This is a genomic window from Streptomyces sp. TLI_185 (assembly GCF_003814765.1).
In the GTDB taxonomy this organism is placed as follows: Bacteria; Actinomycetota; Actinomycetes; order Streptomycetales; family Streptomycetaceae; genus Streptomyces.
The window spans coordinates 3,589,716-3,614,508 of sequence record NZ_RKRB01000001.1 but is presented as its reverse complement, the minus strand read 5'-3'; the positions used below and the strand labels follow the sequence as shown (position 1 = coordinate 3,614,508).

Below are 24,793 nucleotides of genomic sequence, written 5' to 3'. Positions count from 1 at the left end.
CGGCGGGGCTCTGTGGATCAGGGAGAATGGGCGGCATGAGCGTTCGTACCCAGTCATCCGAGCAGTCGGCCGAGGCCGTCCACCGCGCCGGCTTCGCCTGCTTCGTGGGCCGCCCCAACGCGGGCAAGTCCACCCTTACGAACGCTCTGGTCGGCCAGAAGGTGGCCATCACCGCCGACCAGCCGCAGACGACGCGGCACACGGTGCGCGGGATCGTGCACCGGGAGGACGCCCAGCTGATCCTGGTCGACACCCCTGGCCTGCACAAGCCGCGCACGCTGCTGGGCGAGCGGCTGAACGACGTCGTGCGTACGACGTGGGCGGAGGTCGACGTGATCGGCTTCTGCCTGCCCGCGAACGAGAAGCTCGGCCCCGGTGACCGCTTCATCGCGAAGGAACTGGCGTCGATCAAGAAGACGCCGAAGATCGCGATCGTCACGAAGACCGACCTCGTGGACAGCAAGACCCTTGCGGAGCAGCTCATCGCCATCGACCAGCTCGGCAAGGAGCTCGGGTTCGAGTGGGCGGAGATCGTGCCCGTGTCTGCGGTCGCCGACAAGCAGGTGGACCTGCTGGCCGATCTGATCGTCCCGCTCCTGCCGGAGGGGCCGGCGCTGTATCCCGAGGGCGATCTCACCGACGAGCCCGAGCAGGTCATGATCGCGGAGTTGATCCGGGAGGCCGCCCTGGAGGGTGTGCGCGACGAGCTGCCGCACTCCATCGCGGTGGTGGTGGAGGAGATGCTTCCGCGCGAGGGGCGGCCTGCGGACAAGCCGCTGCTCGACATCCATGCGTTCGTGTACATCGAGCGGCCCAGTCAGAAGGGCATCATCATCGGGCCGAAGGGCCAGCGGCTGAAGCAGGTCGGCATCAAGAGCCGGAAGCAGATCGAGGCGCTGCTCGGTACTCCGGTGTTCCTGGACCTCCACGTCAAGGTCGCGAAGGACTGGCAGCGGGATCCGCGGCAGCTGCGCAAGCTGGGCTTCTGACCTTTTCGTCCGCCCCCGCCGCCCCTTCCCGTCCCGTCCCCAGGGGCTGCCGCCCCTTCGACCCCGCTTCCGGGGGCCCGCCCCCCGGACCCCCGCTCCTCAAACGCCGGAGGGGCTGGATTTTGCGGACTGGGGCTGATATTTCGCCGACCGGGGATTGATCTTTTCAGCCTGTCCGGCGTTTGAGGACGAGGCCGTTCAGGCCGAACGGGGGTCCGGGGGCGGAGCCCCCAGGGTCGGGACGGGCAGGGGCGGCGGGGGCGAGGAAACCTTCAGGGACTGCAGGCCCACCACCCGCAGCAGCTGCAACCGTTCGTACGACTCCGTGCCCGGGCGGGCCGTGTGGATGACGAGCATGTGGTGGTCGTCCTCGTTGAGCAGCACCTCGCAGTCCAGTTCCAGCAGACCGACCACGGGGTGCCGGAAGCGTTTCGTCGACTGCCGCCGCACAGCCACCTCGTGCTCGTCCCACAGCCGTGCGAACTCCTCACTCGACGCCCGCAGTTCAGCCACCAGCGCCGCCGGTTCCGGGTCGTCGGGACGGGACGCCGCCACCGCCCGCAGGTTCGCCACATGGGCCCGCGCGTGCTCGGCCACGTCCTCCGGCGGGAACAACTCCCGGGCCGCCGGGTCCAGGAAGAAGCGCCGCAGCATGTTGCGGTCCCGAGGCGGGCGGGCGGACACGTCCCCACTCAGCGCCCTCGACATCGCGTTCTGCGCGAGGACCTCACCGCAGTCCGTCCCGACCATCGCCGGGGTGTCGTGCAGCCGGTCCAGGACCAGCAACAGACCTGGCCGTACGTGCGCGGAAGCGCCCCCGTGGCGCGGCGGCTCCTCGCCCGTCAGATGGAAGAGATGGTCCCGTTCGTCGTCCGTCAGGCGCAGGGCACGCGCCAGTGCCGTCAGCATCTGGCGGGACGGGCGCGGCCCCCGGGACTGTTCCAGCCGCGTGTAGTAGTCCACGGACATGCCGGCCAGCTGAGCCACCTCCTCGCGGCGCAGGCCCGGCGTGCGGCGGCGGGTGCCGGGCACGAGCCCCACGTCGGACGGGTCGAGGCGGGCACGGCCGCGGCGCAGGAAGTCGGCGAGTTCGGCTCGGTTCACCTCTCCAGCGTGCGGGAGTCCGCCCGGCTTATCCAGGGACTGCCGATCCCCCGATCGGGAGGTCTCTCCCGCGGCCGGGATCCCTGTTGAAGGCTGGGCCGGGACGAGAGGAGCAGAACATGCTGACATTGGTGACCGGTACGACGGGGCAGGTCGGACGGCGCTTCGTGCCGAGGCTGCTGGCGCAGGCCCGGAGTGACGAGAGGGTGCGGGTCCTCGTGCGGGACGCGGCGCGCGGCGAGCGGTTCGCCGATCTGGGCGCCGAGGTCGTCGTCGGGGATCTGCGGGACACGGAGGCGCTCGCCAAGGCGGTGGCCGGAGTCGACGCGGTCGTGAACGTCGCGGCGTCCTTCCGCGGAGTGCCGGACCAGGAGGCGTGGGCGGTCAACCGGGACGCAGCCGTGGAGCTGGGCCGCGCCGCGCTGGCCTCCGGGGTGCAGCGGTTCGTGCAGGTCAGCACCGGGCTGGTGTACGGCACCGGGCGGGGGCGCCCGCTGACCGAGGAGGACGAGAGCCGGCCGGGCGGGGCGATGTGGGGCGCCTACCCCGAGTCCAAGGCCGAGGCCGAGCGGGCACTGCTCGCCCTGGACGGCATGGACGTACGCGTCGGCCGGCTCCCCTTCGTCTACGGCGAGGGCGATCCGCATCTCGCCCAGTCCCTGATGTGGGCCCGGAACTGGGCGGCGAACCAGCGGCTGCAGATGGGCCACCACGCAGACGTCGCCCAAGGACTGCTGCGCATCCTGCACGCTCCGGGCATCGCCGGCCGGATCTACAACATCGCCGACGACACCCCCGTCACGGCGGTCGAACTGCACCAGCTCAACGGCGCCGAGATCCCCGCCGAGCTCTACACCCGCACCGACCCCGATCCCTGGCTCGTGATCACCTCGACCGAGCGCATCCGCCGGGAACTCGGCTACCGCCCGCTGTACCCCAGCGTCTACGCGGCCCGGGAGGCCGGAGCCCTGTAAAGGGCTGCGGATCCCGGTGGACGCTTCAGTCCACCCCTCTGATCCGCCCCACCAGCACCGCCCCCGCCAACCCGATCACCGCCGACACCAGGTACAGCACCCGGTAGCCGCCGAGATACGTCACGATCGGCGCGGCGAGGGCGGGTGCCGCGACCTGCGGCAGGGCATTGGCCACGTTGATCACGCCGAGGTCCTTGCCGCGGTCCAGCGCCTTCGGCAGTACGTCCGTCATCAGCGCGAAGTCGACCGAGGTGAAGACGCCGAAGCCGACCCCGAGCACCGCCGCCGCGACGATCGCGCCCGGCCAGGTCTGCCAGCCCGCCAGCGCCGCAGTCGCCACCGCCATCAGCACGCCGGACCAGATCACGAACGGCTTGCGCCGCCCCACCCGGTCCGACCACACCCCGCCCACCACGACCGTGGCGAGCAGCGTCACCCCGTTCACCGCCGTCAGGATCAGCACGCCCTGGTCGGGGTCGCCGTAGTGCAGGCGATCGCGCAGGTAGTACAGCAGGTACAGCAGCACCAGCGCGTTGCTGAGGTTGATCAGGAAGCGGGTCAGCCAGGCCCAGCCGAGGTCCGGAAACCGGCGCGGGCTCAGCCAGAACCCGGCAAGGAAGCCGCGCCACGACCACGCCGGCCGGTCCGCCACCGCCAGTCGCAGGTCCTCGTACCGCAGGACGTACGGCACCACCCCCACCACCGTGAACACCGCGCACGCCGCATAGCCGGCCCCCACGCCCCCGGCCGCCGTCGCGAGCCCCGTGCCGCCGACCACGCCCAGGATCTGCGCGGCCCCCAGCCAGCCGCCCACCGAGCCCCGTTGGAGCCGCGGCACACGGTCCGGCACCGCCGCCGTCACCGCCGCGAACGCCGCGTTCAGCGTCAGCTGGACCAGACACCAGCCGGCCGCCATGGTCCACACCCCGCCCGCGCCCGCGAGCAGCAGCAACGACAGCGCGCCGCCTGCCGACCCGGCCACGATCCACGGCGTACGGCGGCCCCGGCGGGACGTCGTCCGGTCCGAGAGGGCGCCGAAGAGCGGGTTGGCGACCAGGGACACCGCCGCCCCGGCCCCCGTCACCCAGGCCAGCATCGTCTCCTTGGACATGCCGGAGCCCGGCGCGAAGTCCTTCGCCTGGGAGGCCAGCAGGATCTGCAGGGGGCCGTACCAGCCCACCCAGATCGCCCCGTTGGCGAGCGAGAGAGCGGCCGTCCAGCCGCGGCCGACCCGTTCGACGGGCTCGGCGAGTGCCTCGGTGGGCCGGGTGGCGGTCATCTCTGCGCCCGCAGCACATCCCGGAACCAGCCGTACGACGACTTCGGCGTCCTCAGCTGCGTCTCGAAGTCGACGTGCACCAGCCCGAACCGGCGCTCGTACCCCTCGGCCCACTCGAAGTTGTCCAGCAGCGACCACACGAAGTAACCGCGCACGTCCACGCCCGCCTCGACGGCCTTGTGCAGGGCCCGGAGATGGCCGTCCAGATAGGCGATCCGCTCCTGGTCGTCGAGGCCCGGGTAGGAGCAGCCGTTCTCGGTGATGACGACGGGCGGGAGGCGGTCGCCGTAGCGCTCGCGGAAGCCGGTGAGCAGCTCGGTCAGGCCCTCGGGGACCACGGGCCAGCCGAAGTCCGTCACCGGGACGCCCTCGATCTGCCGTACCGAGAAGGGGAGTTCGGCCGGGATGGTCAGCCCGCCGAACTCGATGTCCTCGCCCTGCGGGGCGCCCACCCGGGTCGGCGCGTAGTAGTTGATGCCGTACCAGTCGAGCGGTTCCGCGATGACCTTCAGGTCGGACTCGACGTCGCCCGGCATCAACTCCCCGATGCCCTCCGGGTACTGGCCGAGCAGCAGCGGGTCGGCGAACAGGCGGTTCAGCAGCAGATCGTAGAAGCCCGCCGCCTCCACGTCCGCGCTCTCCTCGGACGCCGGCCAGGTCGGCCCGTGTGAGTTGGCGATCCCGATGTCGGTGGCGCCGGACGCGCGCAGGGCCCGTACGGCCAGACCGTGGGCCAGCAGCTGGTGGTGGGCCACCGGCAGCGCGTCGAAGAGCAGCTGCTTGCCGGGCGCGTGAGCACCGAGGGCATGCCCCAACAACGTGTGCTCCGCAGGCTCGTTGACGGTGATCCACTTCTGTACGCGGTCGCCGAGCCGGTCTGCCACCACCGACACGTACTCCGCGAAACGCGACGCCGTGTCCCGCTCCAGCCAGTCCATGCCCAGCGGGAGGTCCCAGTGGAAGAGGGTCGGTGCCGGTCGTACGCCCACCGCGCACAGCTCGTCGACGAGACGGTCGTAGAAGTCGAGGCCGCCCGCGGAGCGCACCCGCGGCCAGGAGACGGAGAAGCGGTACGCGTCCACGCCGAGGTCGGCCAGGAGCGCCACGTCCTCGCGGTAGCGGTGGTAGTGGTCGCAGGCCACCGCCGCGGTCGAGCCGTCCTTCACCCGTCCCGGCTCGGCCGTGAAGGCGTCCCACACGGACGGCTCGCGCTCGTCCACAGCGCCCTCGATCTGGTGGGCCGAGGTCGACACGCCCCACAGGAAGCCGGCCGGGAAGCGGGGTATCGGATTGCCTGCATCAGAAGCCATGGGCCGGATCATCCTTACCGGCGGTAACGGAAGTCAACGGCCAGGCGTGAACTGCCGGTTACGCCCCTTCCTTCAGTACCCGGCTGATCAGTTCGCGCTGCTCCTCCGTGAGCCGGGGATCGGCCGCGTACACCGTCTTCCCGTCCACCGTGATCTGGTAGCTGAAGCCGTCCGGAACCCCGATGGGAGGCGTGCCCCGGCCGGACGCGAGAGCGCGTTCGGCCAGGGCGTGCCACTCCTGGGCGTCGGGCCGGCCCGAGGTGTCCACCTCGGCATGACGCTCGATGCCCGCGAACCCACCCGTACGCCTCACCTGAATACGCATGGGTCCCTGTCTAGTACGCGGTCACAGGATCCGCACCCCGACCTGTTCCCACGCCTTCTGTACGGCCTGGAGCTCCTCGCCCTCGTTGAAGCGGGCCTTCGCCGCCGCCACCGTGAGCTTCGCGAAGTCGTTGAACAGCGCCTGCGAGGACAGCTCGCCGCCGGTCAGGACGTCGTACCAGATCTGTCCCGCCTTCTCCCAGGCATGGCCGCCGAGCGCGGAGGCGACCAGATAGAACGCGTGGTTGGGGATACCGGAGTTGATGTGGACGCCGCCGTTGTCGCGGCCGGTGCGGACGTAGTCGTCCATGGTCGCGGGCTGCGGGTCCTTGCCGAGCACGTCGTCGTCGTACGCCGTGCCCGGTTCCTTCATGGAGCGCAGGGCCTTGCCGGTCACGCTCGGGGCGAGCAGGCCCGCGCCGATCAGCCAGTCGGCCTCGGCGGCGGTCTGGCCGAGCGTGTACTGCTTGATGAGCGAGCCGAAGACGTCGGACATCGACTCGTTGAGGGCGCCCGGCTGGCCGTAGTACGTGAGGTTCGCGGTGTGCTGGGTGACGCCGTGGGTCAGCTCGTGGCCGATGACGTCGATCGGGATGGTGAAGTCGAGGAAGATCTCGCCGTCGCCGTCGCCGAACACCATCTGCTCGCCGTTCCAGAAGGCGTTGTTGTAGTCGTGGTCGAAGTGGACGCTGGCGTCCAGGGGCAGGCCGTCGCCGTCGATCGAGTGGCGCTGGTAGGCCTTGAGGTAGAGGTCGAAGGTGGCGCCGAGGCCCGCGTAGGCGCGGTTGACCGTGGCGTCCTTGCCCGGTTCGGCACCCTCGGCGCGCACCTTCCTGCCGGGCAGGTCGGTCCCGTGTCCGGCGTCGTAGATGGTGCGCAGCGGCTGGTCCGACGGTGCCTTCGCCGACGGCGCGGCCGCGAGGCCGAACTCGGTGGTGACGCGGCGCCTGCCGCGCAGCTCGCTGTCGCGCATCAGGGTGCGCTGGGCGGGACCGGATAGTGCGGGGTCGTCGTTCCGTGCCAGCTTGTCCAGGACGTGTGGCGGTACGACGGTGCAGAAGACGGGCTCGAAGCCCCCGTTGGTCGTCATGCCCGGCACCCTTGCACTGAGTTATGCCGGTGTCACTACCCGCAACCATGATTGGTGAAATATGCGGACAGGGAAGCGCACGCTCCGTGACGAAGTGGTATGGCGCACTTTTTGTCCCATTCATCCTCCGGGTCCCGCATACTGATACGGCGCCCCGCATCCGAAGGGGCTCGGCTAGCATGCTTCGCATCATGCGTTTCGGGCTGCTTCTTCTTAGCTGCCGCGGCGAGGGCCTGTAATTCAGGTCGACTCCCTCCCCGCGGAGCTTGGCGTTGCGTCGTCGGCCGTCCTTCCGGACACCCTGAGGAGCCCGAGTCATCATGGCGAACCGCCAGCAGCCCAGCACCATGCCGATCCACAAGTACGGCCGGTACGAGCAGGTCGACATCCCCGACCGCACCTGGCCCGAGAAGCGGATCACCCAGGCCCCCCGTTGGCTGTCGACCGACCTGCGTGACGGCAACCAGGCCCTGATCGACCCGATGTCGCCCGAGCGCAAGCGCCGGATGTTCGACCAGCTGGTCAAGATGGGCTACAAGGAGATCGAGGTCGGCTTCCCCGCCTCCGGCCAGACGGACTTCGATTTCGTACGGTCGATCATCGAAGAGCCCGGGGCCATCCCCGACGACGTCACCATCTCCGTACTGACCCAGGCCCGCGAGGACCTGATCGAGCGGACCGTCGAGTCGCTGAAGGGCGCCAAGCGCGCCAACGTCCACCTGTACAACGCCACCGCGCCCGTCTTCCGCCGGGTCGTGTTCCGCGGCTCCAAGGACCAGATCAAGCAGATCGCCGTCGACGGCACGCGCCTGGTCATGGAGTACGCCGAGAAGCTGCTGGGCCCGGAGACGGAGTTCGGCTACCAGTACAGCCCCGAGATCTTCACCGACACCGAGCTGGACTTCGCGCTGGAGGTCTGCGAGGCGGTCATGGACGTCTGGCAGCCCGGTCCGGGCCGCGAGATCATCCTCAACCTGCCCGCCACCGTTGAGCGTTCGACCCCGTCGACCCACGCCGACCGCTTCGAGTGGATGGGCCGCAACCTGTCCCGCCGCGAGCACGTCTGCCTGTCGATCCACCCGCACAACGACCGCGGCACGGCCGTCGCCGCCGCCGAGCTGGCGCTGATGGCCGGCGCCGACCGCGTCGAGGGCTGCCTGTTCGGACAGGGCGAGCGCACCGGCAACGTCGACCTGGTCACCCTGGGCATGAACCTGTTCTCCCAGGGCGTCGACCCGCAGATCGACTTCTCCGACATCGACGAGATCCGTCGTACGTGGGAGTACTGCAACCAGATGGAGGTCCACCCGCGCCACCCGTACGTGGGCGACCTGGTCTACACGTCCTTCTCCGGCTCCCACCAGGACGCCATCAAGAAGGGCTTCGACGCGATGGAGGCCGACGCGGCCGCCAAGGGCGTCACCGTCGACGACATCGAGTGGGCCGTCCCGTACCTGCCCATCGACCCGAAGGACGTCGGCCGCTCCTACGAGGCCGTCATCCGCGTCAACTCGCAGTCCGGCAAGGGCGGCATCGCCTACGTCCTGAAGAACGACCACAAGCTGGACCTGCCGCGCCGGATGCAGATCGAGTTCTCGAAGATCATCCAGGCCAAGACGGACGCCGAGGGCGGCGAGGTCACCGGCGGCGACATCTGGGCGACCTTCCAGGACGAGTACCTGCCGAACCCCGAGAACCCGTGGGGCCGTATTCAGGTCAAGAACGGCCAGTCGACGACCGACACCGACGGCGTGGACACCCTCCGCGTCGAGGCCACGGTCGACGGCGAGGACACCGTCCTGACCGGTACCGGCAACGGTCCGATCTCGGCCTTCTTCGACGCCCTGCAGAAGGTGGGCGTGGACGCCCGCCTGCTGGACTACCAGGAGCACACGATGAGCGAGGGCGCCTCCGCGCAGGCCGCCTCCTACATCGAATGCGCGATCGACGGCAAGGTCCTGTGGGGAATCGGCATCGACGCGAACACGACGCGTGCGTCGCTGAAGGCGGTCGTCTCCGCGGTGAACCGCGCGACCCGCTGACGCTTCTGACCGGGCATTTCGGGGCCCTGATTGTCGTATACGGCGATCAGGGCCCCGTCGCTTATCGGCCATCTGTTCGTGGAGGTCACGGAGAGGTCTCGTCCAGGGTGCTGACTACGCCTCATTGATGTGGCTAACATCACGGGCACCGCGACGATGTTGCCGCGGCGTTACGGAGGTGCGACGTGCTGCCAGTACGGGGACGAAACGGCCGAGCCGCCAGGCCTGCGCGCCTTCTTGGTACCCGCACCGCGTGGACACCCGTCGGAGACGGCGAGTTCTTCTGCCCGGGCTGCGGAGGCGACCGCAACTACCAGCGGCTGACCGGCCACCGCCGCTTCATCCTGCTCGGGGTGCCCGTGCTGCCGCGCGGCGAGACCGCGCCGGTCGTCGAATGCGCCGCCTGCCGCCGCCACTTCGGCACGGACGTCCTAGACCACCCGACCACCACCCGCTTCTCGGCGATGCTCCGCGACGCCGTCCACACCGTCGCGCTCGCGGTGCTGGCCGCGGGCGGCACCTGTTCCCGTACGGCCCTGGAGGCCGCCGCGAGCACGGTCCGCGCGGCCGGCTTCGACGACTGCACCGAGGAGCAGCTGAACGCGCTCGTCGAGGCGCTGGCCGCGGACAGCGGCCGGGCCTACGGCCAGTCCTGCGGCGCCGGACTCGCCATAGAGCTGCACGAGGCCCTGGACCCGCTGGCCCCGCACCTCGCCCCGGTCGGCCGCGAGTCGATCCTGCTGCAGGGCGCCCGCATCGCCCTCGCGGACGGCCCGTACACCCCCGCCGAACGCGACGTCCTGTCCACGGTGGGCGCGGCACTGACGATCTGCTCGGACGACGTGACGAGGCTGCTGGCGGCGGCGCGGACGCCGTCATAGACCCGGACTCGCAGCGGATACGGACGCATCGGCGCGGGCACCGTGCTCCTCGTCGAACTGCGCGCCGGCCACGGCGATGAGCATCACGGTGACGGCGACGAGCACCTGAAGACAGGTGCTGACGACGGCGCGAAGCCGGTACAGCAGTGCGGCGGTCAGCAGAATGAGGCCGCCGGCGATGCCCACATAGAGCCAGTTGGGCGTGAGATGGATGTCGGAGTTGTCCGCCCTGGGATCGAAGGACTGCCAGCCGCTGTAATCGATGCCTATCAGCAAGGCGACGACGGTTCCGATGGCGTCGAGGACGAGCAGCCCGACGGCCAGGGCGATGTCCCCGGCGATGGGCAGCCACCGGCGTCCGCAGTACTCCCCCGGGAGTAATCCGGTGGCTGCGCCACCCCCGGCAGTACCCCGCAACTCGCCCTCACGCCCGACGAACCGTCCCCCGCGCGCCGGGAGTCTGGAACCGACCCAGACATCCGACCGGAGGGAGGCCCGTTCATGGGGGCCGCAAGGACAGGAACACGGGGACGGCGTGCTGTGCCCTGGGTGGTGCTCGGCCTGTGGCTGGCCGCGCTCGTGCTCGCCGGACCGTTCGCAGGAAAGTTCTCCGACATCCAGCAGAACCGGTCCGTGGACTACCTGCCGGACAGCGCCGACTCCACCCAAGTGGCCCGTATCCAGGACCAGTTGCCTGGCGGGGAGGCCACCGACCTGGTGCTCGTCTACCACCGCGACGGCGGCCTCACCGCCGCCGACAAGCAGAAGGCGAGTGCACAGGTCGCCGAGATAGGGACCACGTACCAGCTCACCGGCACTGCGAAGGCGGTCCCCTCCCGCGACGGCACCACCCTCATGTACCCGGTCTCCAGCACGCAGCCGGGCCAGGACGACAAGGCACGGGACGCCTTCGTCGACGGCGTGCGCGACCTCGCGAACGGCGGCGCGGGACTCAGCGTCGAGGTCGGCGGACCCGGCGGCCTCCAGACCGACATGAGCAAGGTGTTCGGCTCCATCGACGGCACCCTGCTCTACGCCACCCTCGGCGTCGTCACCGCCCTGCTGATCCTCATCTACCGCAGCCCGTTCCTGTGGCTGATGCCGCTGGTCGTCGCCGGGGTCGCGGCGGGCATGGCGATGGCCGCCGCGTACGGCCTGCATGCGGTGTTCGGCGTCACCGTCACCGGCCAGAGCGGCGGCGTGATGACGGTCCTCGTGCTGGGCGCGGGCACCGACTACGCGCTGCTGATCGTCTCCCGCTACCGCGAGGAGCTACGGCGCCACGAGCGCCCGTACGACGCCATGCGCGCGGCCCTGCGCGGCTGCGGCCCGGCGATCCTCGCCTCCTCCGGCACCGTTGCGGCCGGGCTGCTGTGCCTGCTCGCCGCCGACCTCAACAGCAGCCGCGGCATGGGCCCGGTCGGCATGGTGGGCGTGCTCGCCGCCCTCGCAGCGATGATCACCCTGCTGCCCGCCCTGCTGGTCCTCCTCGGCCGCCGCGTCTTCTGGCCGCTGATCCCGGCCTTCGGCAGCGAGCCCAAGGCGCGGCGGTCGCTGTTCGCGGCGATGGGCAACTCGGCCACGCGCCGCCCGGTCGTCGTACTTGCCGGAGGTGCCGTGCTCCTCGGCGCACTCGCGCTGGGTGCCCTGAACCTCCCGGGCACCCTCAAGCAGGAGGACTCCTTCACCGCGAAACCCGAGTCGATCTCCGCGAGCCAGACCCTGGCTCGCGCCTACCCGGAGCGCAGCAGCCAGCCCATCACCGTCATCGCCCCCACCGCCAAGGCCGACGCCGTCCTGGCCGAGGCCCGCACGACCGACGGGGTCGCCCAGGCGACGACCGGCCGCACCGGCTCCGGCTGGACGGAGATCTCCGTCTACGCCACCGCGGCCCCCGAATCGAAGGGGGAGACCCGCACCATCGAGGCCCTGCGCGCCGGGCTCGACGACACCTACGGCACCTACGTCGGCGGGCCCAGCGCCCAGCAGCTCGACCTGACCGACAGCCAGGCGAGGGACCGCGAGGTCGTCGTGCCGCTGGTTCTGGCCGCCGTGTTCGTGATCCTCGTAGGCCTGCTACGGAGCCTGATCGCGCCGCTGATGCTGCTCGTCGCGGTGGTCGCGGTGTGGGGCGCGGCCCTCGGGATCGGCGGGCTGGTGTTCGCGCCGGTGCTGGGCTTCGCGGGCACGGACTCGGGCCTTGGCCTGTTGTCCTTCGTCTTCCTGGTGGCCCTCGGCGTCGACTACGGCATCTTCCTCATGCACCGCATGCGCGAGGAGTCCGTCGCGGGTGCCGAACCCGAGACGGCGGCGCTCATCGCCCTGCGCACCACCGGCGGGGTCATCGCCTCCGCGGGTGTCGTACTCGCCGCGACCTTCGCGGTGCTCGGCACGCTGCCGCTGGTGGCGCTGGTCGAGCTCGGGTTCGTGATCGCGGTGGGCGTGCTGCTGGACACCTTCCTCGTACGGACGTACCTGGTGACGACGGCGAGCGTGCTGCTGAAGCGCCGGGTGTGGTGGCCGGGGCGGCTGTCGCGGGCGCCGGAGCCGGTGCGGGTGGAACGGCAGCCGGAGACGGTGTGATGCATTTTCCCGGGGCCGTGACATCAGCGGCTTCGCCGCGGGCCCCCGGACCCCATCAGAAAAGCAGGCCGGCGAGCGTGACCGGCGGGGACATCGCGAGGCAAACCTCAGTGAAGCCCGGAAGATGAACGACGTGAAGGACGTGAAGGAGACGACGACAGTGACGGCATCCCTCCGGGGCGAGCGGATCATGGCGGTGGTCAACCGCGACCCCCGCACCGCCCCGCACGGCACCCGCAACGACGCGATCCTCGCCGCGGTCCTGGCCGCGGCGGGGGTGGCCCTGGCGCTGTTCACCGCCCCGCACGACCGCCCCGACGCGCTCGGCTGGACGCTACTGCTCGCCGCGTACGTGCCGATCGTCTGGCGCCGCCGCCACCCGCTGCTCGTGCTGGCGGCGGTGGTGGCGCTGGTCGCGCCGTACCACGCGCTGGACAACAACCACGGTGCGCCCGTGGCCGCCACCTGCGTCGCGCTGTACACGGTCGCCGTCACCGGCCGCCCGCTGCGGACCGTGCTGACCGCCGTCGCCGTCCTCGGCGTCACGGTGACCGCGATGTTCGCCGTCGACTACCACCAGGGCCTCGAACTCCTCCGCGTCTCCGGCTGGGTGATCGCCACGCTCTTCTGCGGCGTCGACGTCCGCTTCTACCGGCAGTACGTGGCCGCGATCGTCGAGCGCGCCGAGCGCGCCGAACGCACCCGCGAGGAGGAGGCCCGCCGCCGGGTCGCCGAGGAACGTCTGCGCATCGCCCGCGACCTGCACGACCTGCTCGCCCACACCATCACCCTCATCGGCGTGCAGACGTCGGTGGCCGCGCACGTCCTGGCCGCCGACCCCGAGCGTCTGGACAGGGAGACCGTGGCGAAGGCTCTGGACGACATCGCTCAGACGTGCCGGACGGCGCGCGGAGAGGTGCGGACGACGCTGGAGGTGCTCCGCGAGAACGACTGCACGGACGGCCGCGGCCCGCTCCCCGGCCTCGACGGCCTGCCCGACCTGGTGGAGACGGCACGGCTCGCGGGCGCGCGCGTCGAGCAGACGGTGCGGGCACGGCACGCCCCGCCCGCCGTCGGCGCCGCCGCGTACCGCATCGTGCAGGAGGCGCTGACCAACGCGGTACGGCACGCCGGCCCCGAACCGGCCGTACGCGTCGATCTGTACGAGGAGCAAGCCGCCCTGCACGTGTCCGTCACCGACGACGGCACCGGACCCACTCCCGGCACGGCACCCGGCTTCGGGCTGGTCGGCATGGGGGAGCGGGCCCGCAGTGTGGGTGGCACACTCGACGCCGGGCCGCGGGCGGAGGGCGGTTTCGAGGTGACGGCCGTACTGCCGCTGACGACCACGGGGGAGATCAACGGATGACCATCCGCGTACTGCTGGCCGACGACCAGACCCTGGTACGGGCCGCGTTCGCCATGCTCGTCGAGTCGGCGCGGGACATGGAGGTCGTCGGACAGGCAGGCACCGGCCGGGAGGCGGTGGAGCTGGTCCGCGGCGCGCGCCCCGACCTGGTGGTGATGGACATCCGTATGCCGGACCTGGACGGCATCGAGGCGACCCGGCTGATCGCCGCCGACGACGACCTGGCGGACGTCCGGGTCCTGGTCCTCACCACCTACGACACCGACGAGAACATCGTGGATGCGCTGCGGGCGGGGGCCTCCGGATTCCTGGTGAAGGACACCCGGCCGGCCGAACTCCTCGACGCGATCCGCACGGTGGCCGCCGGAGAGTCACTGCTGTCACCGGGCCCGACGGCACGGCTGATCGAGCGGTTCCTGCGCAGCCCGTCGGCGCCCGTGACCGGCGGGCCGGAATGCCTCTCCGACCGGGAGCGGCAGGTGCTGACCCTGCTGGCGCGCGGGCTCAACAACACAGAGGTCGGCGAGGCGTTGGGACTGAGCCCGCTGACAGCGAAGACCCATGTCAGCCGGATCATGGGGAAGCTGGGGGCGCGGGACCGAGCGCAGCTGGTCATCGTGGCCTACGAGTCGGGACTGGTCACTCCGGGAACGATCTGACGGTGACCTTCCTGAGCCGCACCCTCTTCGCAGCCACCGTGCTCCTCACCCCGCTCACGGCCCTCGCGCCGGCCCACGCCTCCACCGGCTGCACGTCCTCCGTCCCGTACGTCTCGGGCGAGGGCGGCTACGACACCTACCGCATCCCGGCGACGGTCACGACCGGCCGCGGCACGGTGCTGGCCTTCGCCGAGGGCCGCCACAACGGCGCCGGGGACACCGGGAACATCGACGTCGTCCTCAGACGCTCCGGCGACGGGGGCTGCACCTGGGGTCCGCTGCACGTGGTGGCCGCCGGGGACGGGGACACCCGGGGCAACCCCGCCCCCGTCGTCGACCCGCGCACCGGTGCGGTCGTCCTGCTGACCTCCTACAACAGCGGCGCTGTCACCGAGGCGCAGATAATGCGCGGCGAGGTCACGCCTCAGCAGAGCCGGCGGGTGTTCGTGCAGCGCAGCCGGGACGACGGGCGGCACTTCACGCCGCCGCGGGACATCACGGACGAGGTGAAGCCGGCGGGCTGGCGCTGGTATGCGACCGGGCCGGGCCACGCGGTCGCACTGACCCACGGCCCGCACGCCGGCCGTCTGGTCGTCCCCGCCAACCACTCCGCGGCGCCGCCCGCCGGTTCGCCCGACACGGGTCAGGAGGCCAGGTACTACGGCGCGCACGCCATCTACAGCGACGACGGGGGGCGCAGCTGGCGGCTGGGGTTCGTGGACTCCTCGTACGACGGCTTGGAGAACGCGAACGAGTCCTCTGCCGCTCAACTTCCCGACGGCAGGCTGTACTTCAGTGCGCGGGACCAGAACGGGGCGAGTGTCGGCAACCGGCTCGACACGTACTCCGGTGACGGTGGGGAGTCCCTGGAGCGGCCGTATGCGGTACAGCCCGCACTGAACGACGTCCCGGTGGTCCAGGGGAGCGTGCTCCAACTCGCCGGCTGGAAGCCTCCGTTGCTGTTCTCGGGGCCGTCCGTGCCGACCTCCCGGCGGATGATGGCGGTCTGGCGGAGTGAGGACGGTGGGGAGACGTTCACGAAGGTGCTGACGGTGTCGGCGTCTCCGGCCGCATACTCCGACCTGGTGCAGCTCGACCGGGCCACGGTGGGGTTGCTGTACGAGACGGGGGTGTCGGGGCCGTACGAGACGATCGAGTTCCGCAGGCTGCCGGTGTCGGACCTCGGGTAGAGGTTTCTCGCCCCCGCCGCCCCTACCCGTCCCGTACCTGGGGGCTGCGCCCCCAGACCCCCCGCTTTCGGCCTGAACGGCCTCGTCCTCAAACGCCGGACGGGCTGAGAATGGCTGCGCCAAATCCGGGGGCGACTGCATCCATCAGCGGCTCCGCCGCGGGCCCCTACAGCAGGCCAGCCGTCGCCAGGAACTTCCCCACCCGCTCCACCTCGTCCGGCGACAGCGGCACCTGCGGCTCCGCAGTCGCCGCACAGTCGATCACGCCCCGGAGGTGCAGCGCAGCCTTGAAGGCTCCGAGGGCCGACGAACTGCCGCCCATCCGCCCGGGGTCCCCCACCCGCACCATCCCGAACAGCGCACACAACCGCTCCTGCTCCGCCCGAGCCCGCTCCCGGTCCCCCGAGCGGCACAGCCCGTCCAGGCGGACGTACCCATGGGGGTCGACATTGGCGAGCCCGGGCACCGCCCCGTCCGCCCCCATCGCAAGTGCCGCGTCGACGACCAGTTCCGAGCCGGTCAGGACACTGAAACCGGTGATGTCGGACCGGTTGCGCGCGCCGCTGACGACCTCGCGGAAGCCCGCCAGATCGCCGCTGGAGTCCTTGAGGCCCGCGAGCACGCCGTCGGCGGCCAGTTCGAGGACGACGTCCGCGGGCAGCTTCGTGTGGACGGCGGCCGGGATGTCGTAGGCGACGACCGGCACCGGCGACGCGGCAGCGATCAGTCGGTAGTGGCGCGCGATCTCCGCCGGGTGCGTGCCCGCATAGAACGGCGCCGTCACCACCACCGCATCCGCCCCCGCACCCGTCACCGCCGCCACATGATCCAGCACCCTCGGCGTCGTCATGTCGATCGCCCCTGCCAGGACGGGCAGTTGACCGGCCACATGAGCCACCACCGACTCCACCACCAGCTTGCGCTGCCCGTCCCGCAGATACGCCGCCTCCGACGACGACCCCAGTACGAACAGGCCATGCACCCCGCCCCCGACCAGGTGGTCGACCAGCCTGAGCAGGGAGGGGACGTCCACCTCGCGGTCCGGTGTCAGGGGCGTGCAGACGGGCGGGACGACACCGGTCAGCGGGGCGGAGAGGGTCATCAAGGCTCCCTGGGGTGACTGGGGTGGTTCTGACGTACGAGGTCGCGGTTCGAATCGTCCTCCTGCACAGGATGGTGGCAGCGGAAACGGTGCCCCGCGTCCGACGTGGCCGACACCACCGAAAAGTCCGGCATATCCGCCGCGCACACCTCGTCCGCCTTCCAGCAGCGCGTGCGGAACGGGCAGCCGCTCGGCGGGCGCGTCGCCGACGGGACCGGGCCGGTGAGGGGGATCGGATCGATGGGGTCCAGGAGACCCGGGGTCGCCGAGAACAGGGCACGGGTGTACGGGTGCCGCGCGCGGTCCGTGACGTCCGCGGCCGGGGACTCCTCGACGATCCGGCCGAGGTACATGGTGATCACGCGGTCGCTCATCCGCCGTACCGTCTGGATGTCGTGCGAGACGAAGACCAGGGCCAGGTTCAGTCGTTCCTTCAGGTCCAGGAGGAGGTTGAGGATCTGGGCGCGGACCGAGACGTCCAGGGCGCTCGTCGGCTCGTCCGCCACCACCAGGTCCGGGTCCAGTGCCAGCGCCCGCGCGATCGCCACTCGCTGGCGCTGACCGCCCGACAGCTGGCCGGGCAGCGCGTGGGCCAGGGCTCGGGGGAGGCCGACCAGGGACATCAACTCCCGTACACGGGCTTCGCGTTGGGGTTTCGTTCCCCGCTCGTGCACGTCCAGGGGGTCCCGCAGGATCTGCCGCACCGGCAGTCGGCGGTTCAGAGCCGTCGACGGGTCCTGGAAGATCATCCCGGTGCTGCCGCCGACGGCCGCCCTGCGTTCGGCCGGCGGCATCGACCACAGGTCGCGGCCCTGGAAGGACACCGTGCCGGTGGTCGGCCGCACCACGCCCACCAGTACCTTCGCCAGCGTCGACTTGCCGCATCCCGACTCGCCGACGACGCCGACCGTCTCGCCGGGTGCGATCGTGAGATCGGCGCCGGTCAGCGCGTACACCCTGTCCCGGGTGAACAGGCCGCCGCTGCGCGCCTTGTGGACGACATGGGCGTCGGACAGCTCGACGATCGCGTTCATCGCGTTCACTGCACCGCCTCCGGTTCCGATGTCACCAGTTCGACCGCCGGGTGATGACAGGCCGCCGTGTGTGTCGGCGTGCCCAGCAGGTCGGGTGGGGTGGCGCGGCAGAGGTCGGTGGCGAGCGGGCAGCGGTCGGCGAAACGGCAGCCCGTCGGGAAGTCCGCGGGGGACGGGACCACGCCCCGGATCTGCGTCATGCGCTCGGCCGCCGACTCCAGCGAGAGCACGCTGCCGAGCAGGCCGCGCGTGTAGTGATGGGCCGGCGCCTCCACCAGATCGGCGGTCACGCCCGTCTCCACGATCTGTCCGCCGTACATCACCACCACCCGGTCGGTGACGTCCGCGACCAGCGCCAGGTCGTGCGAGACGAGGATCAGCGCGAAGCCCAGCTCCTCGCGCAGCCGCAGCAGCAGCTCTATGACCTGCGCCTGGACCGTCACGTCCAGCGCCGTCGTCGGTTCGTCGGCGACGATCAGCTTCGGGTCGCGAGACAGGGCCATGGCGATCAGGACGCGCTGGCGCTGGCCGCCGGAGAGTTCGTGCGGGTAGCTGCGCAGGGTGCGCTCGGGGTCGAGGCCGACCATCGCCAGCAGCTCGGCGGGGGTACGGCGGCCTCCGCGCCGTACGACCTGTTTGAGCTGGGCGCGGATCGTCATCGCGGGGTTGAGGGACGACAGTGCGTCCTGGTAGATTATCGCCATTTCGTGGCCGAGGAGCCGGCGCCGTACCTTCATCGGTTCTGCCAGCAACTCCCGCTGGTTGAAGCGTACTTGGCCGCGGATGCGGGCGCCCTTCGGCGCCAGGCCCATGACCGCGAGTGCCGTCAGCGACTTTCCGCAGCCCGACTCGCCCACCAGGCCCAGGACCTCACCGGGGTGCACCTCGAAGCTGATGCCGTCGACGATGTCGACCCCGCCGTGCCGGCCCTCGAAGCCGATGGCGAGGTTCTCGACCGCCAGGACCGGTTGTCCGCCCCGGGGGAGAGGCCGGGCCCGGGAGCGCAGCCGTGCGGCCGCCGCGTTCAGCCCCGGCAGTTGCAGCACCTCGCCGCTGCCGGGTTCCGCGGCCTCCAGCCGGTCGTCGTCCTCGCGTACGTCGACCTCCCGGGCCGGCGGGGCCGCCCAGGCGTCCGACACGCCCTCCGACAGGATGTTCAGCGACAGCACGGTGACCAGCATCAGCAGGCCCGGGAAGACCGTGGCCCACCAGCCGCCGGTCAGCACCATGTCCTTGCCGTCGGCGATGACACTTCCCCAGGACGGGTCCGGGGGACGAACCCCCGCACCGATGAAGGACAGCGACGCCTCGAAGACGATGGCCTCGGCGACCTGCACCGTGCAGAACACCAGAACAGGAGCGGCGCAGTTGACGGCGACGTGCTTCAGCACGATGTGCGGGGTCCGGGCGCCGATCACCCGTTCCGCCGTCACATAGTCCTCGCCGTACTGGTCGAGGACGTTCGCCCGTACGACCCTCGCCACCGGCGGCATGAACAGAAACGCGATCGCGCAGATCAGCACGGTAATGCCACCGCCGAACACGGCGACCAGGACGGCCGCGAGCGCGATGCCCGGGAACGCCATCACCACGTCCAGGCAGCGCATCAGCGTCTCGTCGACCCCCTTGCGGGAGGTGGCCGCGACCGCGCCGATCAGCGCCCCCACCACCAGCGCGAGGGCCGTCGCGCCGAGGCCGATCGCGAGCGACCAGCGGGCGCCGTACATCAGCCGGCTGAGGATGTCCCGGCCGAGGCTGTCCTGGCCCATCCAGTGCCCGGCGGACGGGTGCCCGGTGCCGTCGGCGGGCGCCTGCTGGTCGAGCGGGTCGTCCGGCGCGAGCAGGGGCGCCAGCAGGGCCACCAGTACGACGATGGCCAGGAAGCAGACCGCGACCTTTGACAGCGGCGGCAGCCGGCGCCAGCCGCGCAGGCGGACGCCGGGACGGGACAGTGCCTCGGTGAGGCTCTTGCGCGTGAACTGCGTGAACTGGGAGATCATGCGGTCGTGTCCCTCAGTCGCGGGTTGACCAGCAGGTAGAGGACGTCGATGACGAGGTTGACCACGACGAAGCCGGTCGCGGTGGTCAGGACCACGCCCTGGACGACGGCCGGGTCGCCGTTCTTCACCGCGTCGATCATCAGCTTGCCCATGCCGGGCAGCGAGAAGATCGTCTCGATGACGACCGCACCGCCGAGCAGATACCCGACGCGCAGGCCCAGCACGGTGAGCGGGTTGATGAGGGCGTTGCGCAGCACGTTGCGGCCGACCACCACGCGGGGCGGCAGTCCGCTGCCGATCGCCGTGCGGACGTAGTCCTTGTCCAGCTCCTCCACCACCGAGGTGCGGACGATACGGGTGAGTTGGGCCGCCACCGGCAGTGACAGGGCGAGGGCGGGCAGGGTCATGGTCTTCAGCCAGCCGGTGAAGGAGTCGGCCGGGTTGATGTAGCCGCCCGTCGGGAACCAGCCCTGGTCGACCGCCAGGTACTGGATCATCAGCAGTGCCAGCCAGAAGCCGGGGGCCGCGACGCCGGTGAGCGAGACGACGCGGATGACCTGGTCGGGCAGCCGGTCCCGGTAGATGGCCGCCGTCACCCCGCCGGCCAGGGACAGCACCACCGCGATGCCGAGGCCCAGGAAGGTGAGCTGGAGGGTGAGCGGCAGCGCGGTGGTGACCTGGTCGACGACGGGGGCGCGGGTCAGGGCGCTGGTGCCCATGTCGCCGTGGAGGAGGTCGCCGACGAAGTGGACGTAGCGCACGGGCAGCGGGTCGAGCAGACCGTTCTGCTCGCGGAAATCGTGCAGCTGCTGCGGGGTGGGGTTGGCGCCCTGGAAGAACGCGGACGCCGGGTCGACGTCCGAGAAGCGCATCACCAGGAACACGAACAGCACGATGCCGAGCATCAGCGGCACCAGCAGGGCGATACGGCGGAGCAGGATGCGGAGGACCGCGACCATGGAGCTAGACCCACTTGGCCTGGAGCAGGTTGATGCCGGGATACGGCTGTGCCCTTATGCCGGTGAGTTTCTTCGGGTCCCAGGCGGTCATCAGCTCGTTGTGGACGACCGGGTAGAGGACGGCCTGTTCGGCGACGACGTCGATGTAGTCCTGGATCATCGCCTTCTTCTTCGCCGGGTCGGCCTCCTGGGTGGCCCGGTCCATGTCCTTGAAGAGCTGCTTGGCGACCGGGTTGTCGGCCCAGCGCGTGTACTGCATCCAGAGGTTGGTGGGGCCGTAGTTGTAGTGCATGATCAGGTCGGCGTCGAGGCCGAACTGGTTGGGGTTCGAGGCCGCGGCGACGACCTGGTAGTCCTGCTTCTGGTCCATCTTGGTGAAGACGGCGGTGGTCTCCTGCGGCGAGAGGGTCGTACGGACCCCGATCGCGTCCCAGGACGCCTTGATGGTCGGCAGGCAGTCGACGATCCAACTCACGTTCACGGCAAGGATGTTGATACTGAGGTTCCTGACCCCGGCCGCCTTCAGCAGGGCCTTCGCCTTCTCGGGGTCGTAGTCGTAGACGGTCTTCGCCCGCCGGTAGCTGGGGTTGCCCTCGTTCAGGAACGAGGAAGACGGCTTCCCGTGCCCCTTCAGCGCGACCTGCACCATCTTCTCGGTGTCGACGGCGTAGTGCAGCGCCTGCCGCACCCGTACGTCGTCGAAGGGCTTGTGCCTCGTGTTGAACATCAGGAACAGGTTGTTCATCCCGGCCCCGCCCGCGACCGTCAGCCCGCCGCTCTCGAGCTGCTCGATGTTGGCGTAGGGGACGTTGTCGGAGATCTGCGCGCCCGCGCTGGAGCCGGAGATCCTGGCGACGCGCGGGGCGGCGTCCACGATCGTCAGCCAGTTCATCTTCTTGAAGGCCGCCGGACGCGGGCCGTTGTAGTCGGCGAACGCCTCGAAGGTGGTGTTCGACTTCGGGTGGTGTGCGGACTGCCGGTACGGCCCGGAGCCGATCGCGAGACCCGTGATGGCCTTGTCCCAGGCGCCCGGCTTCGAGAAGACGTGCTTCGGCATGATCTTCGCGAGGGTGAGCCGGGAGAGCCCGTCCGGGAAGGGGAACTTGAGCACCAGCTCGACGTTCTGCGCGTCGATCTTCCGGACCTCCTTCAGCCAGCTCGCGAAGAAGCCCTTGGCGAGCGTCTGCGTCTTCGGGTCGAGGATCCGGTCGAACACGAAGACGACGTCGTCGGCGGTGACGGGCTTCCCGTCGTGGAACTTCGCGCCCGCACGCAGGGTGAACTTCCAGGAGGTGGTGTCGAGGTCCTTGGGCGCCGAGGTCGCGAGCGCGGCGTACGGCTTGCGGGAGATCGGGTCGGTGTCGAGCAGACCCTCGTAGATGTGGTTGTTGGCGGCCATGCAGAAGGCGGACGCGGTCTGGGTGGGATCCCAGGTGCCGTCGTTGCCGTAGCCGATGACCGCCGTCAGCGTGCGGTCCTTGCCGCCCCCGCCGCCGGTGTCGTTGGTGGACTGGGGCCCGGACGAACAGGCCGACAGCGACGCGGAGACGGCGGTGGCCGCACCCAGCGCGCCGGTGTACTTCAGGAAGGTCCGGCGATGCACGGTTCCTCCAGCGGAGAGTTCCATCGGGAGTGAGGAGATACGACGTCCTACGTCCTGCGTCAGCCGCGACCATAAGAGGCGCTCCGGGGGCGGTCAAGGGCCCGCACACGAATGGCGTAGCTGCCAGAGGTCGGCCCAATGGCGGTATGAAATGGCGGGAGTTGGCGCATGTCACCGCCGGACATGGGACGTGGGACGTCCGGCGCGCGTACGATGCGGCGCATGTCCGCGGAGTCGAGGAACAGCCGGATACGGCGCGAGGTCGTGCAGCTGATCCTCGACCGCAGGCTCGGGCCCGGCGCCCCGCTGCCCACCGAGGCCGAGCTGATGGAGGACCTCGGCGTCAGCCGCAACTCCGTGCGCGAGGCCCTCAAGGCGCTTCAGGCGCTGGACATCGTGGAGATCAGACACGGCTACGGCACGTATGTCGGCCAGGCCTCCCTGGCGCCCCTCGTCGACGGTCTCACCTTCCGCACCCTCGCCCGGCACGACGACGACACCGGGGCGCTCGCCGAGATCCTCCAGGTGCGGGAGGTGCTGGAGGAGGGCCTGGTCCGGCGGATCGCGGGGACGGTCACCGAGGCGGAGCTGGACGTGCTGGAAGCGGTGGTGGCCCGGATGGAGGCGGCGGTCCGGGCGCAGCGCCCGTTTCCCGAACTCGACCGCGAGTTCCACGAGTTGCTCTACGCCTCCCTGGGCAACGCGTTCGTGCCCCAGCTGCTCGGCGCCTTCTGGACCGTGTTCCGCAGGGTCGCGGGCGCCCGCGGCTGGACGGACGACCCGGCGCCCGAGGTGACGGTGCGCCGCCACCGGGACATCGTGACGGCCCTGCGCGCCGGGGACGCCGAGGGTGCCCAGCGGGCGATGGCACACCACTTCCGCGGCATCGAGGCCCGTACGCTGACCCGATGACGGACACCTGGCATCCCGCGGACCCCGGAGTGCTGCGACTGCCGTCGGGCCGGCTGGTCCGCGGCCGCGGACTACGGCACCCCCTCGCCCCGGGGACGCCCACGCCCTCGTACGCCCTCTACCTCCTCGGCAGACAACCCCCGCCCGTTCCCTGGGAGTTCACCTGGATCCGCTGGCCCGACTTCCGCCTTCCCGCCGACCGCCCGGCCGCCCGCGCCGCGCTGGCGGAGGCCTGGGAGCGGACGGCGGACGAGCGCGTCGAGATCGTCTGCGGGGGCGGCCGCGGCCGGACCGGCACGGCACTGGCCTGTCTGGCGGTGCTGGACGGCGTACCGGCCGAGGAGGCGGTGGCGTATGTGCGCGCGCACTACGACCGGCGGGCCGTGGAGACGCCGTGGCAGAAGCGGTACGTGCGGAGGTTCTGAGCAGGGTGGGCGGAGTCCGGTGCGGGTTCAACCGCGCCCAAAAGGGGCGCGGGGCTGTGTCCGATCTGCGGCTCCGCCGCGATGGGGGTCCCCCTGCTCGAGCGAAGTCGAGAGTGGGGGAGCGACCAGCCACAACGGAGTCGCAGACAATGGACGGCATTGCGGCCCCGCGGCGGAGCCGCAAATCAGCAGGGCGCTCAGCCCAGGCTGTCCGCCAGGAAGGCCGCCGTCCCCGCGATGAGCGGGTTGTCCAGCTCCGCGTCCTGGTCCGGCTTGGTCACCTGCACGGCGAGCACGATCGGCGTGCCGTCGGGCGTCCATGCGATGCCGACGTTGTTGTTCGCGCCGTATGAGCCGCCGCCGGTCTTGTCGGCGACCGTCCATGTCTTGGGCAGCCCGGCGCGGAAGCGGTTGCCGCTGGTGGTGTTGCCCAGCAGCCAGTGGGTGAGGAGGGCGCGGTCCCGGCGGTCGAGGACGTGGCCGAGGACCAGGCGGGCGTACGAGCGCCCGATCGCGCGCGGGGTCGTCGTGTCGGTGATCCGCCACGGTTCCGCCGAGTTGAGGTCGGTCTCCCAGCGGTCGAGGCGGGTCACCGGGTCGCCGATGGAGCGGGCGAACCGGGTGATCGCGGTGGGGCCGCCCAGCTCGCGCAGCAGCAGGTTGCCGGCGGTGTTGTCGCTGTAGCGGATGGCCACGTCGGCGAGTTCGGCGACCGTCATGCCCTCGGCCAGGTGTTCCCTGGTCCGGTCCGAGCCGTCGACGAGGTCGGCCTCCGTGTAGTGGATGCGCCGCGCGAGGACCTCGCCGTGCCGGTCCAGATCGCGCAGAACGGCCGCGGCGGCCAGGGTCTTGAAGAGCGAGCAGACGGGGAAGAGTTCGTCGGCGCGGTGCTCGACGGTCTGCTTCGTACGGACGTTGTGTGCGAACACGCCCAGGCGGGCGCCGTGTTGCTGTTCCAGCTCGC

At 70.8% G+C, this 24,793-nt stretch carries 22 protein-coding genes; 10 read left to right on the top strand and 12 right to left on the bottom strand.

Annotated elements, in window-relative coordinates:
- Positions 1-26 precede the first annotated feature (26 nt).
- A complete protein-coding gene (gene era, locus EDD92_RS16490) occupies positions 27-989 on the top strand; it encodes a GTPase Era (protein WP_185124036.1) in 963 nt (320 codons plus the stop codon).
- A 198-nt stretch (positions 990-1,187) separates the two neighbouring features.
- Here era and EDD92_RS16485 read toward each other — a convergent pair whose 3' ends face one another.
- On the bottom strand, positions 1,188-2,093 hold the full coding sequence (locus tag EDD92_RS16485) for a helix-turn-helix transcriptional regulator (RefSeq protein WP_123965029.1): 906 nt from the start codon (positions 2,091-2,093) through the stop codon (positions 1,188-1,190).
- Positions 2,094-2,212: 119 nt separating this feature from the next.
- On the opposite strand from EDD92_RS16485, the gene EDD92_RS16480 reads away from it, so the two are divergent.
- Complete coding sequence (locus EDD92_RS16480; RefSeq protein ID WP_123965028.1) at positions 2,213-3,067, top strand: NAD(P)-dependent oxidoreductase; 855 nt, start codon at positions 2,213-2,215, stop codon at positions 3,065-3,067.
- A gap of 25 nt (positions 3,068-3,092) precedes the next feature.
- Here EDD92_RS16480 and EDD92_RS16475 read toward each other — a convergent pair whose 3' ends face one another.
- From EDD92_RS16475 to EDD92_RS16460, 4 genes are read right to left on the bottom strand one after another with little or no spacing between them, the layout of a single operon-like run.
- Entirely contained in the window at positions 3,093-4,346 is a 1,254-nt protein-coding gene (locus EDD92_RS16475) for an MFS transporter (protein ID WP_123965027.1), read from the bottom strand.
- Positions 4,343-5,656, bottom strand: coding sequence for a GH1 family beta-glucosidase (locus EDD92_RS16470; RefSeq protein WP_123965026.1), 1,314 nt, complete (start codon positions 5,654-5,656; stop codon positions 4,343-4,345). The genes EDD92_RS16475 and EDD92_RS16470 overlap by 4 nt, the downstream gene beginning before the upstream one ends.
- A gap of 58 nt (positions 5,657-5,714) precedes the next feature.
- A complete protein-coding gene (locus EDD92_RS16465; RefSeq protein ID WP_123965025.1) occupies positions 5,715-5,981 on the bottom strand; it encodes a protealysin inhibitor emfourin in 267 nt (88 codons plus the stop codon).
- Between the two features lie 21 nt (positions 5,982-6,002).
- Positions 6,003-7,070, bottom strand: coding sequence for a M4 family metallopeptidase (locus tag EDD92_RS16460; protein ID WP_123965024.1), 1,068 nt, complete (start codon positions 7,068-7,070; stop codon positions 6,003-6,005).
- A gap of 320 nt (positions 7,071-7,390) precedes the next feature.
- Between EDD92_RS16460 and leuA the strand changes: the two genes are divergently transcribed.
- Both leuA and EDD92_RS16445 read left to right on the top strand, forming a co-directional pair.
- A complete protein-coding gene (gene leuA, locus EDD92_RS16450) occupies positions 7,391-9,112 on the top strand; it encodes a 2-isopropylmalate synthase (RefSeq protein ID WP_123965023.1) in 1,722 nt (573 codons plus the stop codon).
- A 185-nt stretch (positions 9,113-9,297) separates the two neighbouring features.
- The gene (locus tag EDD92_RS16445; RefSeq protein WP_123965022.1) at positions 9,298-9,993 is read left to right on the top strand and encodes a TerB family tellurite resistance protein; all 696 of its coding nucleotides are present in this window, start codon (positions 9,298-9,300) and stop codon (positions 9,991-9,993) included.
- Here the strand turns inward: EDD92_RS16445 and EDD92_RS16440 are convergent.
- Positions 9,988-10,410, bottom strand: coding sequence for a DUF6234 family protein (locus tag EDD92_RS16440; protein ID WP_123965021.1), 423 nt, complete (start codon positions 10,408-10,410; stop codon positions 9,988-9,990). The genes EDD92_RS16445 and EDD92_RS16440 overlap by 6 nt on opposite strands.
- A gap of 84 nt (positions 10,411-10,494) precedes the next feature.
- On the opposite strand from EDD92_RS16440, the gene EDD92_RS16435 reads away from it, so the two are divergent.
- The 4 genes from EDD92_RS16435 (at position 10,495) to EDD92_RS16420 (ending at position 15,794) form a co-directional block, all read left to right on the top strand.
- Complete coding sequence (locus EDD92_RS16435; protein ID WP_123965020.1) at positions 10,495-12,576, top strand: MMPL family transporter; 2,082 nt, start codon at positions 10,495-10,497, stop codon at positions 12,574-12,576.
- A gap of 124 nt (positions 12,577-12,700) precedes the next feature.
- Positions 12,701-13,945, top strand: a complete 1,245-nt coding sequence (locus EDD92_RS16430; protein ID WP_123965019.1) for a sensor histidine kinase — start codon at positions 12,701-12,703, stop codon at positions 13,943-13,945.
- Positions 13,942-14,604, top strand: a complete 663-nt coding sequence (locus tag EDD92_RS16425; RefSeq protein WP_123965018.1) for a response regulator transcription factor — start codon at positions 13,942-13,944, stop codon at positions 14,602-14,604. Before EDD92_RS16430 ends, EDD92_RS16425 begins: the two co-directional genes overlap by 4 nt.
- A 2-nt stretch (positions 14,605-14,606) precedes the next feature.
- Positions 14,607-15,794, top strand: a complete 1,188-nt coding sequence (locus tag EDD92_RS16420; protein WP_123965017.1) for an exo-alpha-sialidase — start codon at positions 14,607-14,609, stop codon at positions 15,792-15,794.
- Between the two features lie 166 nt (positions 15,795-15,960).
- On the opposite strand, the gene EDD92_RS16415 is transcribed toward EDD92_RS16420, so the two are convergent.
- From EDD92_RS16415 to EDD92_RS16395, 5 genes are read right to left on the bottom strand one after another with little or no spacing between them, the layout of a single operon-like run.
- Positions 15,961-16,896, bottom strand: a complete 936-nt coding sequence (locus EDD92_RS16415) for a dihydrodipicolinate synthase family protein (RefSeq protein ID WP_123965016.1) — start codon at positions 16,894-16,896, stop codon at positions 15,961-15,963.
- Positions 16,896-17,930, bottom strand: a complete 1,035-nt coding sequence (locus EDD92_RS16410) for an ABC transporter ATP-binding protein (protein ID WP_123965015.1) — start codon at positions 17,928-17,930, stop codon at positions 16,896-16,898. Before EDD92_RS16410 ends, EDD92_RS16415 begins: the two co-directional genes overlap by 1 nt.
- A gap of 5 nt (positions 17,931-17,935) precedes the next feature.
- Positions 17,936-19,930, bottom strand: coding sequence for a dipeptide/oligopeptide/nickel ABC transporter permease/ATP-binding protein (locus tag EDD92_RS16405; protein WP_123965014.1), 1,995 nt, complete (start codon positions 19,928-19,930; stop codon positions 17,936-17,938).
- Positions 19,927-20,889, bottom strand: coding sequence for an ABC transporter permease (locus EDD92_RS16400; RefSeq protein ID WP_123965013.1), 963 nt, complete (start codon positions 20,887-20,889; stop codon positions 19,927-19,929). Before EDD92_RS16400 ends, EDD92_RS16405 begins: the two co-directional genes overlap by 4 nt.
- A gap of 4 nt (positions 20,890-20,893) precedes the next feature.
- Positions 20,894-22,516 (bottom strand): ABC transporter substrate-binding protein, encoded by a 1,623-nt coding sequence (locus EDD92_RS16395; protein ID WP_123965012.1) that lies wholly within the window; start codon positions 22,514-22,516, stop codon positions 20,894-20,896.
- A gap of 189 nt (positions 22,517-22,705) precedes the next feature.
- On the opposite strand from EDD92_RS16395, the gene EDD92_RS16390 reads away from it, so the two are divergent.
- Together EDD92_RS16390 and EDD92_RS16385 are read left to right on the top strand one after the other, a co-directional pair.
- Entirely contained in the window at positions 22,706-23,404 is a 699-nt protein-coding gene (locus tag EDD92_RS16390; protein WP_123970416.1) for a FadR/GntR family transcriptional regulator, read from the top strand.
- The gene (locus EDD92_RS16385) at positions 23,401-23,829 is read left to right on the top strand and encodes a protein-tyrosine phosphatase family protein (protein WP_123965011.1); all 429 of its coding nucleotides are present in this window, start codon (positions 23,401-23,403) and stop codon (positions 23,827-23,829) included. The genes EDD92_RS16390 and EDD92_RS16385 overlap by 4 nt, the downstream gene beginning before the upstream one ends.
- 197 nt (positions 23,830-24,026) lie before the next feature.
- Here EDD92_RS16385 and bla read toward each other — a convergent pair whose 3' ends face one another.
- The gene (gene bla, locus EDD92_RS16380) at positions 24,027-24,758 is read right to left on the bottom strand and encodes a class A beta-lactamase (RefSeq protein WP_260326551.1); all 732 of its coding nucleotides are present in this window, start codon (positions 24,756-24,758) and stop codon (positions 24,027-24,029) included.
- Between the last annotated feature and the right edge of the window lie 35 nt (positions 24,759-24,793).

Excerpts from the sequence above, each read along its gene's own strand:
- era (WP_185124036.1), top strand. The coding sequence starts at position 27 with ATGGGCGGCATGAGCGTTCGTACCCAGTCATCCGAGCAGTCGGCCGAG.
- EDD92_RS16435 (WP_123965020.1), top strand. The coding sequence starts at position 10,495 with ATGGGGGCCGCAAGGACAGGAACACGGGGACGGCGTGCTGTGCCCTGG.
- EDD92_RS16410 (WP_123965015.1), bottom strand. The coding sequence starts at position 17,930 with ATGAACGCGATCGTCGAGCTGTCCGACGCCCATGTCGTCCACAAGGCG.
- EDD92_RS16390 (WP_123970416.1), top strand. The coding sequence starts at position 22,706 with ATGCGGCGCATGTCCGCGGAGTCGAGGAACAGCCGGATACGGCGCGAG.
- EDD92_RS16395 (WP_123965012.1), bottom strand. The coding sequence starts at position 22,516 with ATGGAACTCTCCGCTGGAGGAACCGTGCATCGCCGGACCTTCCTGAAG.
- EDD92_RS16465 (WP_123965025.1), bottom strand. The coding sequence starts at position 5,981 with ATGCGTATTCAGGTGAGGCGTACGGGTGGGTTCGCGGGCATCGAGCGT.
- EDD92_RS16430 (WP_123965019.1), top strand. The coding sequence starts at position 12,701 with ATGAACGACGTGAAGGACGTGAAGGAGACGACGACAGTGACGGCATCC.
- EDD92_RS16415 (WP_123965016.1), bottom strand. The coding sequence starts at position 16,896 with ATGACCCTCTCCGCCCCGCTGACCGGTGTCGTCCCGCCCGTCTGCACG.
- EDD92_RS16470 (WP_123965026.1), bottom strand. The coding sequence starts at position 5,656 with ATGGCTTCTGATGCAGGCAATCCGATACCCCGCTTCCCGGCCGGCTTC.
- EDD92_RS16480 (WP_123965028.1), top strand. The coding sequence starts at position 2,213 with ATGCTGACATTGGTGACCGGTACGACGGGGCAGGTCGGACGGCGCTTC.
- EDD92_RS16425 (WP_123965018.1), top strand. The coding sequence starts at position 13,942 with ATGACCATCCGCGTACTGCTGGCCGACGACCAGACCCTGGTACGGGCC.
- EDD92_RS16475 (WP_123965027.1), bottom strand. The coding sequence starts at position 4,346 with ATGACCGCCACCCGGCCCACCGAGGCACTCGCCGAGCCCGTCGAACGG.
- EDD92_RS16385 (WP_123965011.1), top strand. The coding sequence starts at position 23,401 with ATGACGGACACCTGGCATCCCGCGGACCCCGGAGTGCTGCGACTGCCG.
- leuA (WP_123965023.1), top strand. The coding sequence starts at position 7,391 with ATGGCGAACCGCCAGCAGCCCAGCACCATGCCGATCCACAAGTACGGC.
- EDD92_RS16460 (WP_123965024.1), bottom strand. The coding sequence starts at position 7,070 with ATGACGACCAACGGGGGCTTCGAGCCCGTCTTCTGCACCGTCGTACCG.
- EDD92_RS16400 (WP_123965013.1), bottom strand. The coding sequence starts at position 20,889 with ATGGTCGCGGTCCTCCGCATCCTGCTCCGCCGTATCGCCCTGCTGGTG.
- EDD92_RS16405 (WP_123965014.1), bottom strand. The coding sequence starts at position 19,930 with ATGATCTCCCAGTTCACGCAGTTCACGCGCAAGAGCCTCACCGAGGCA.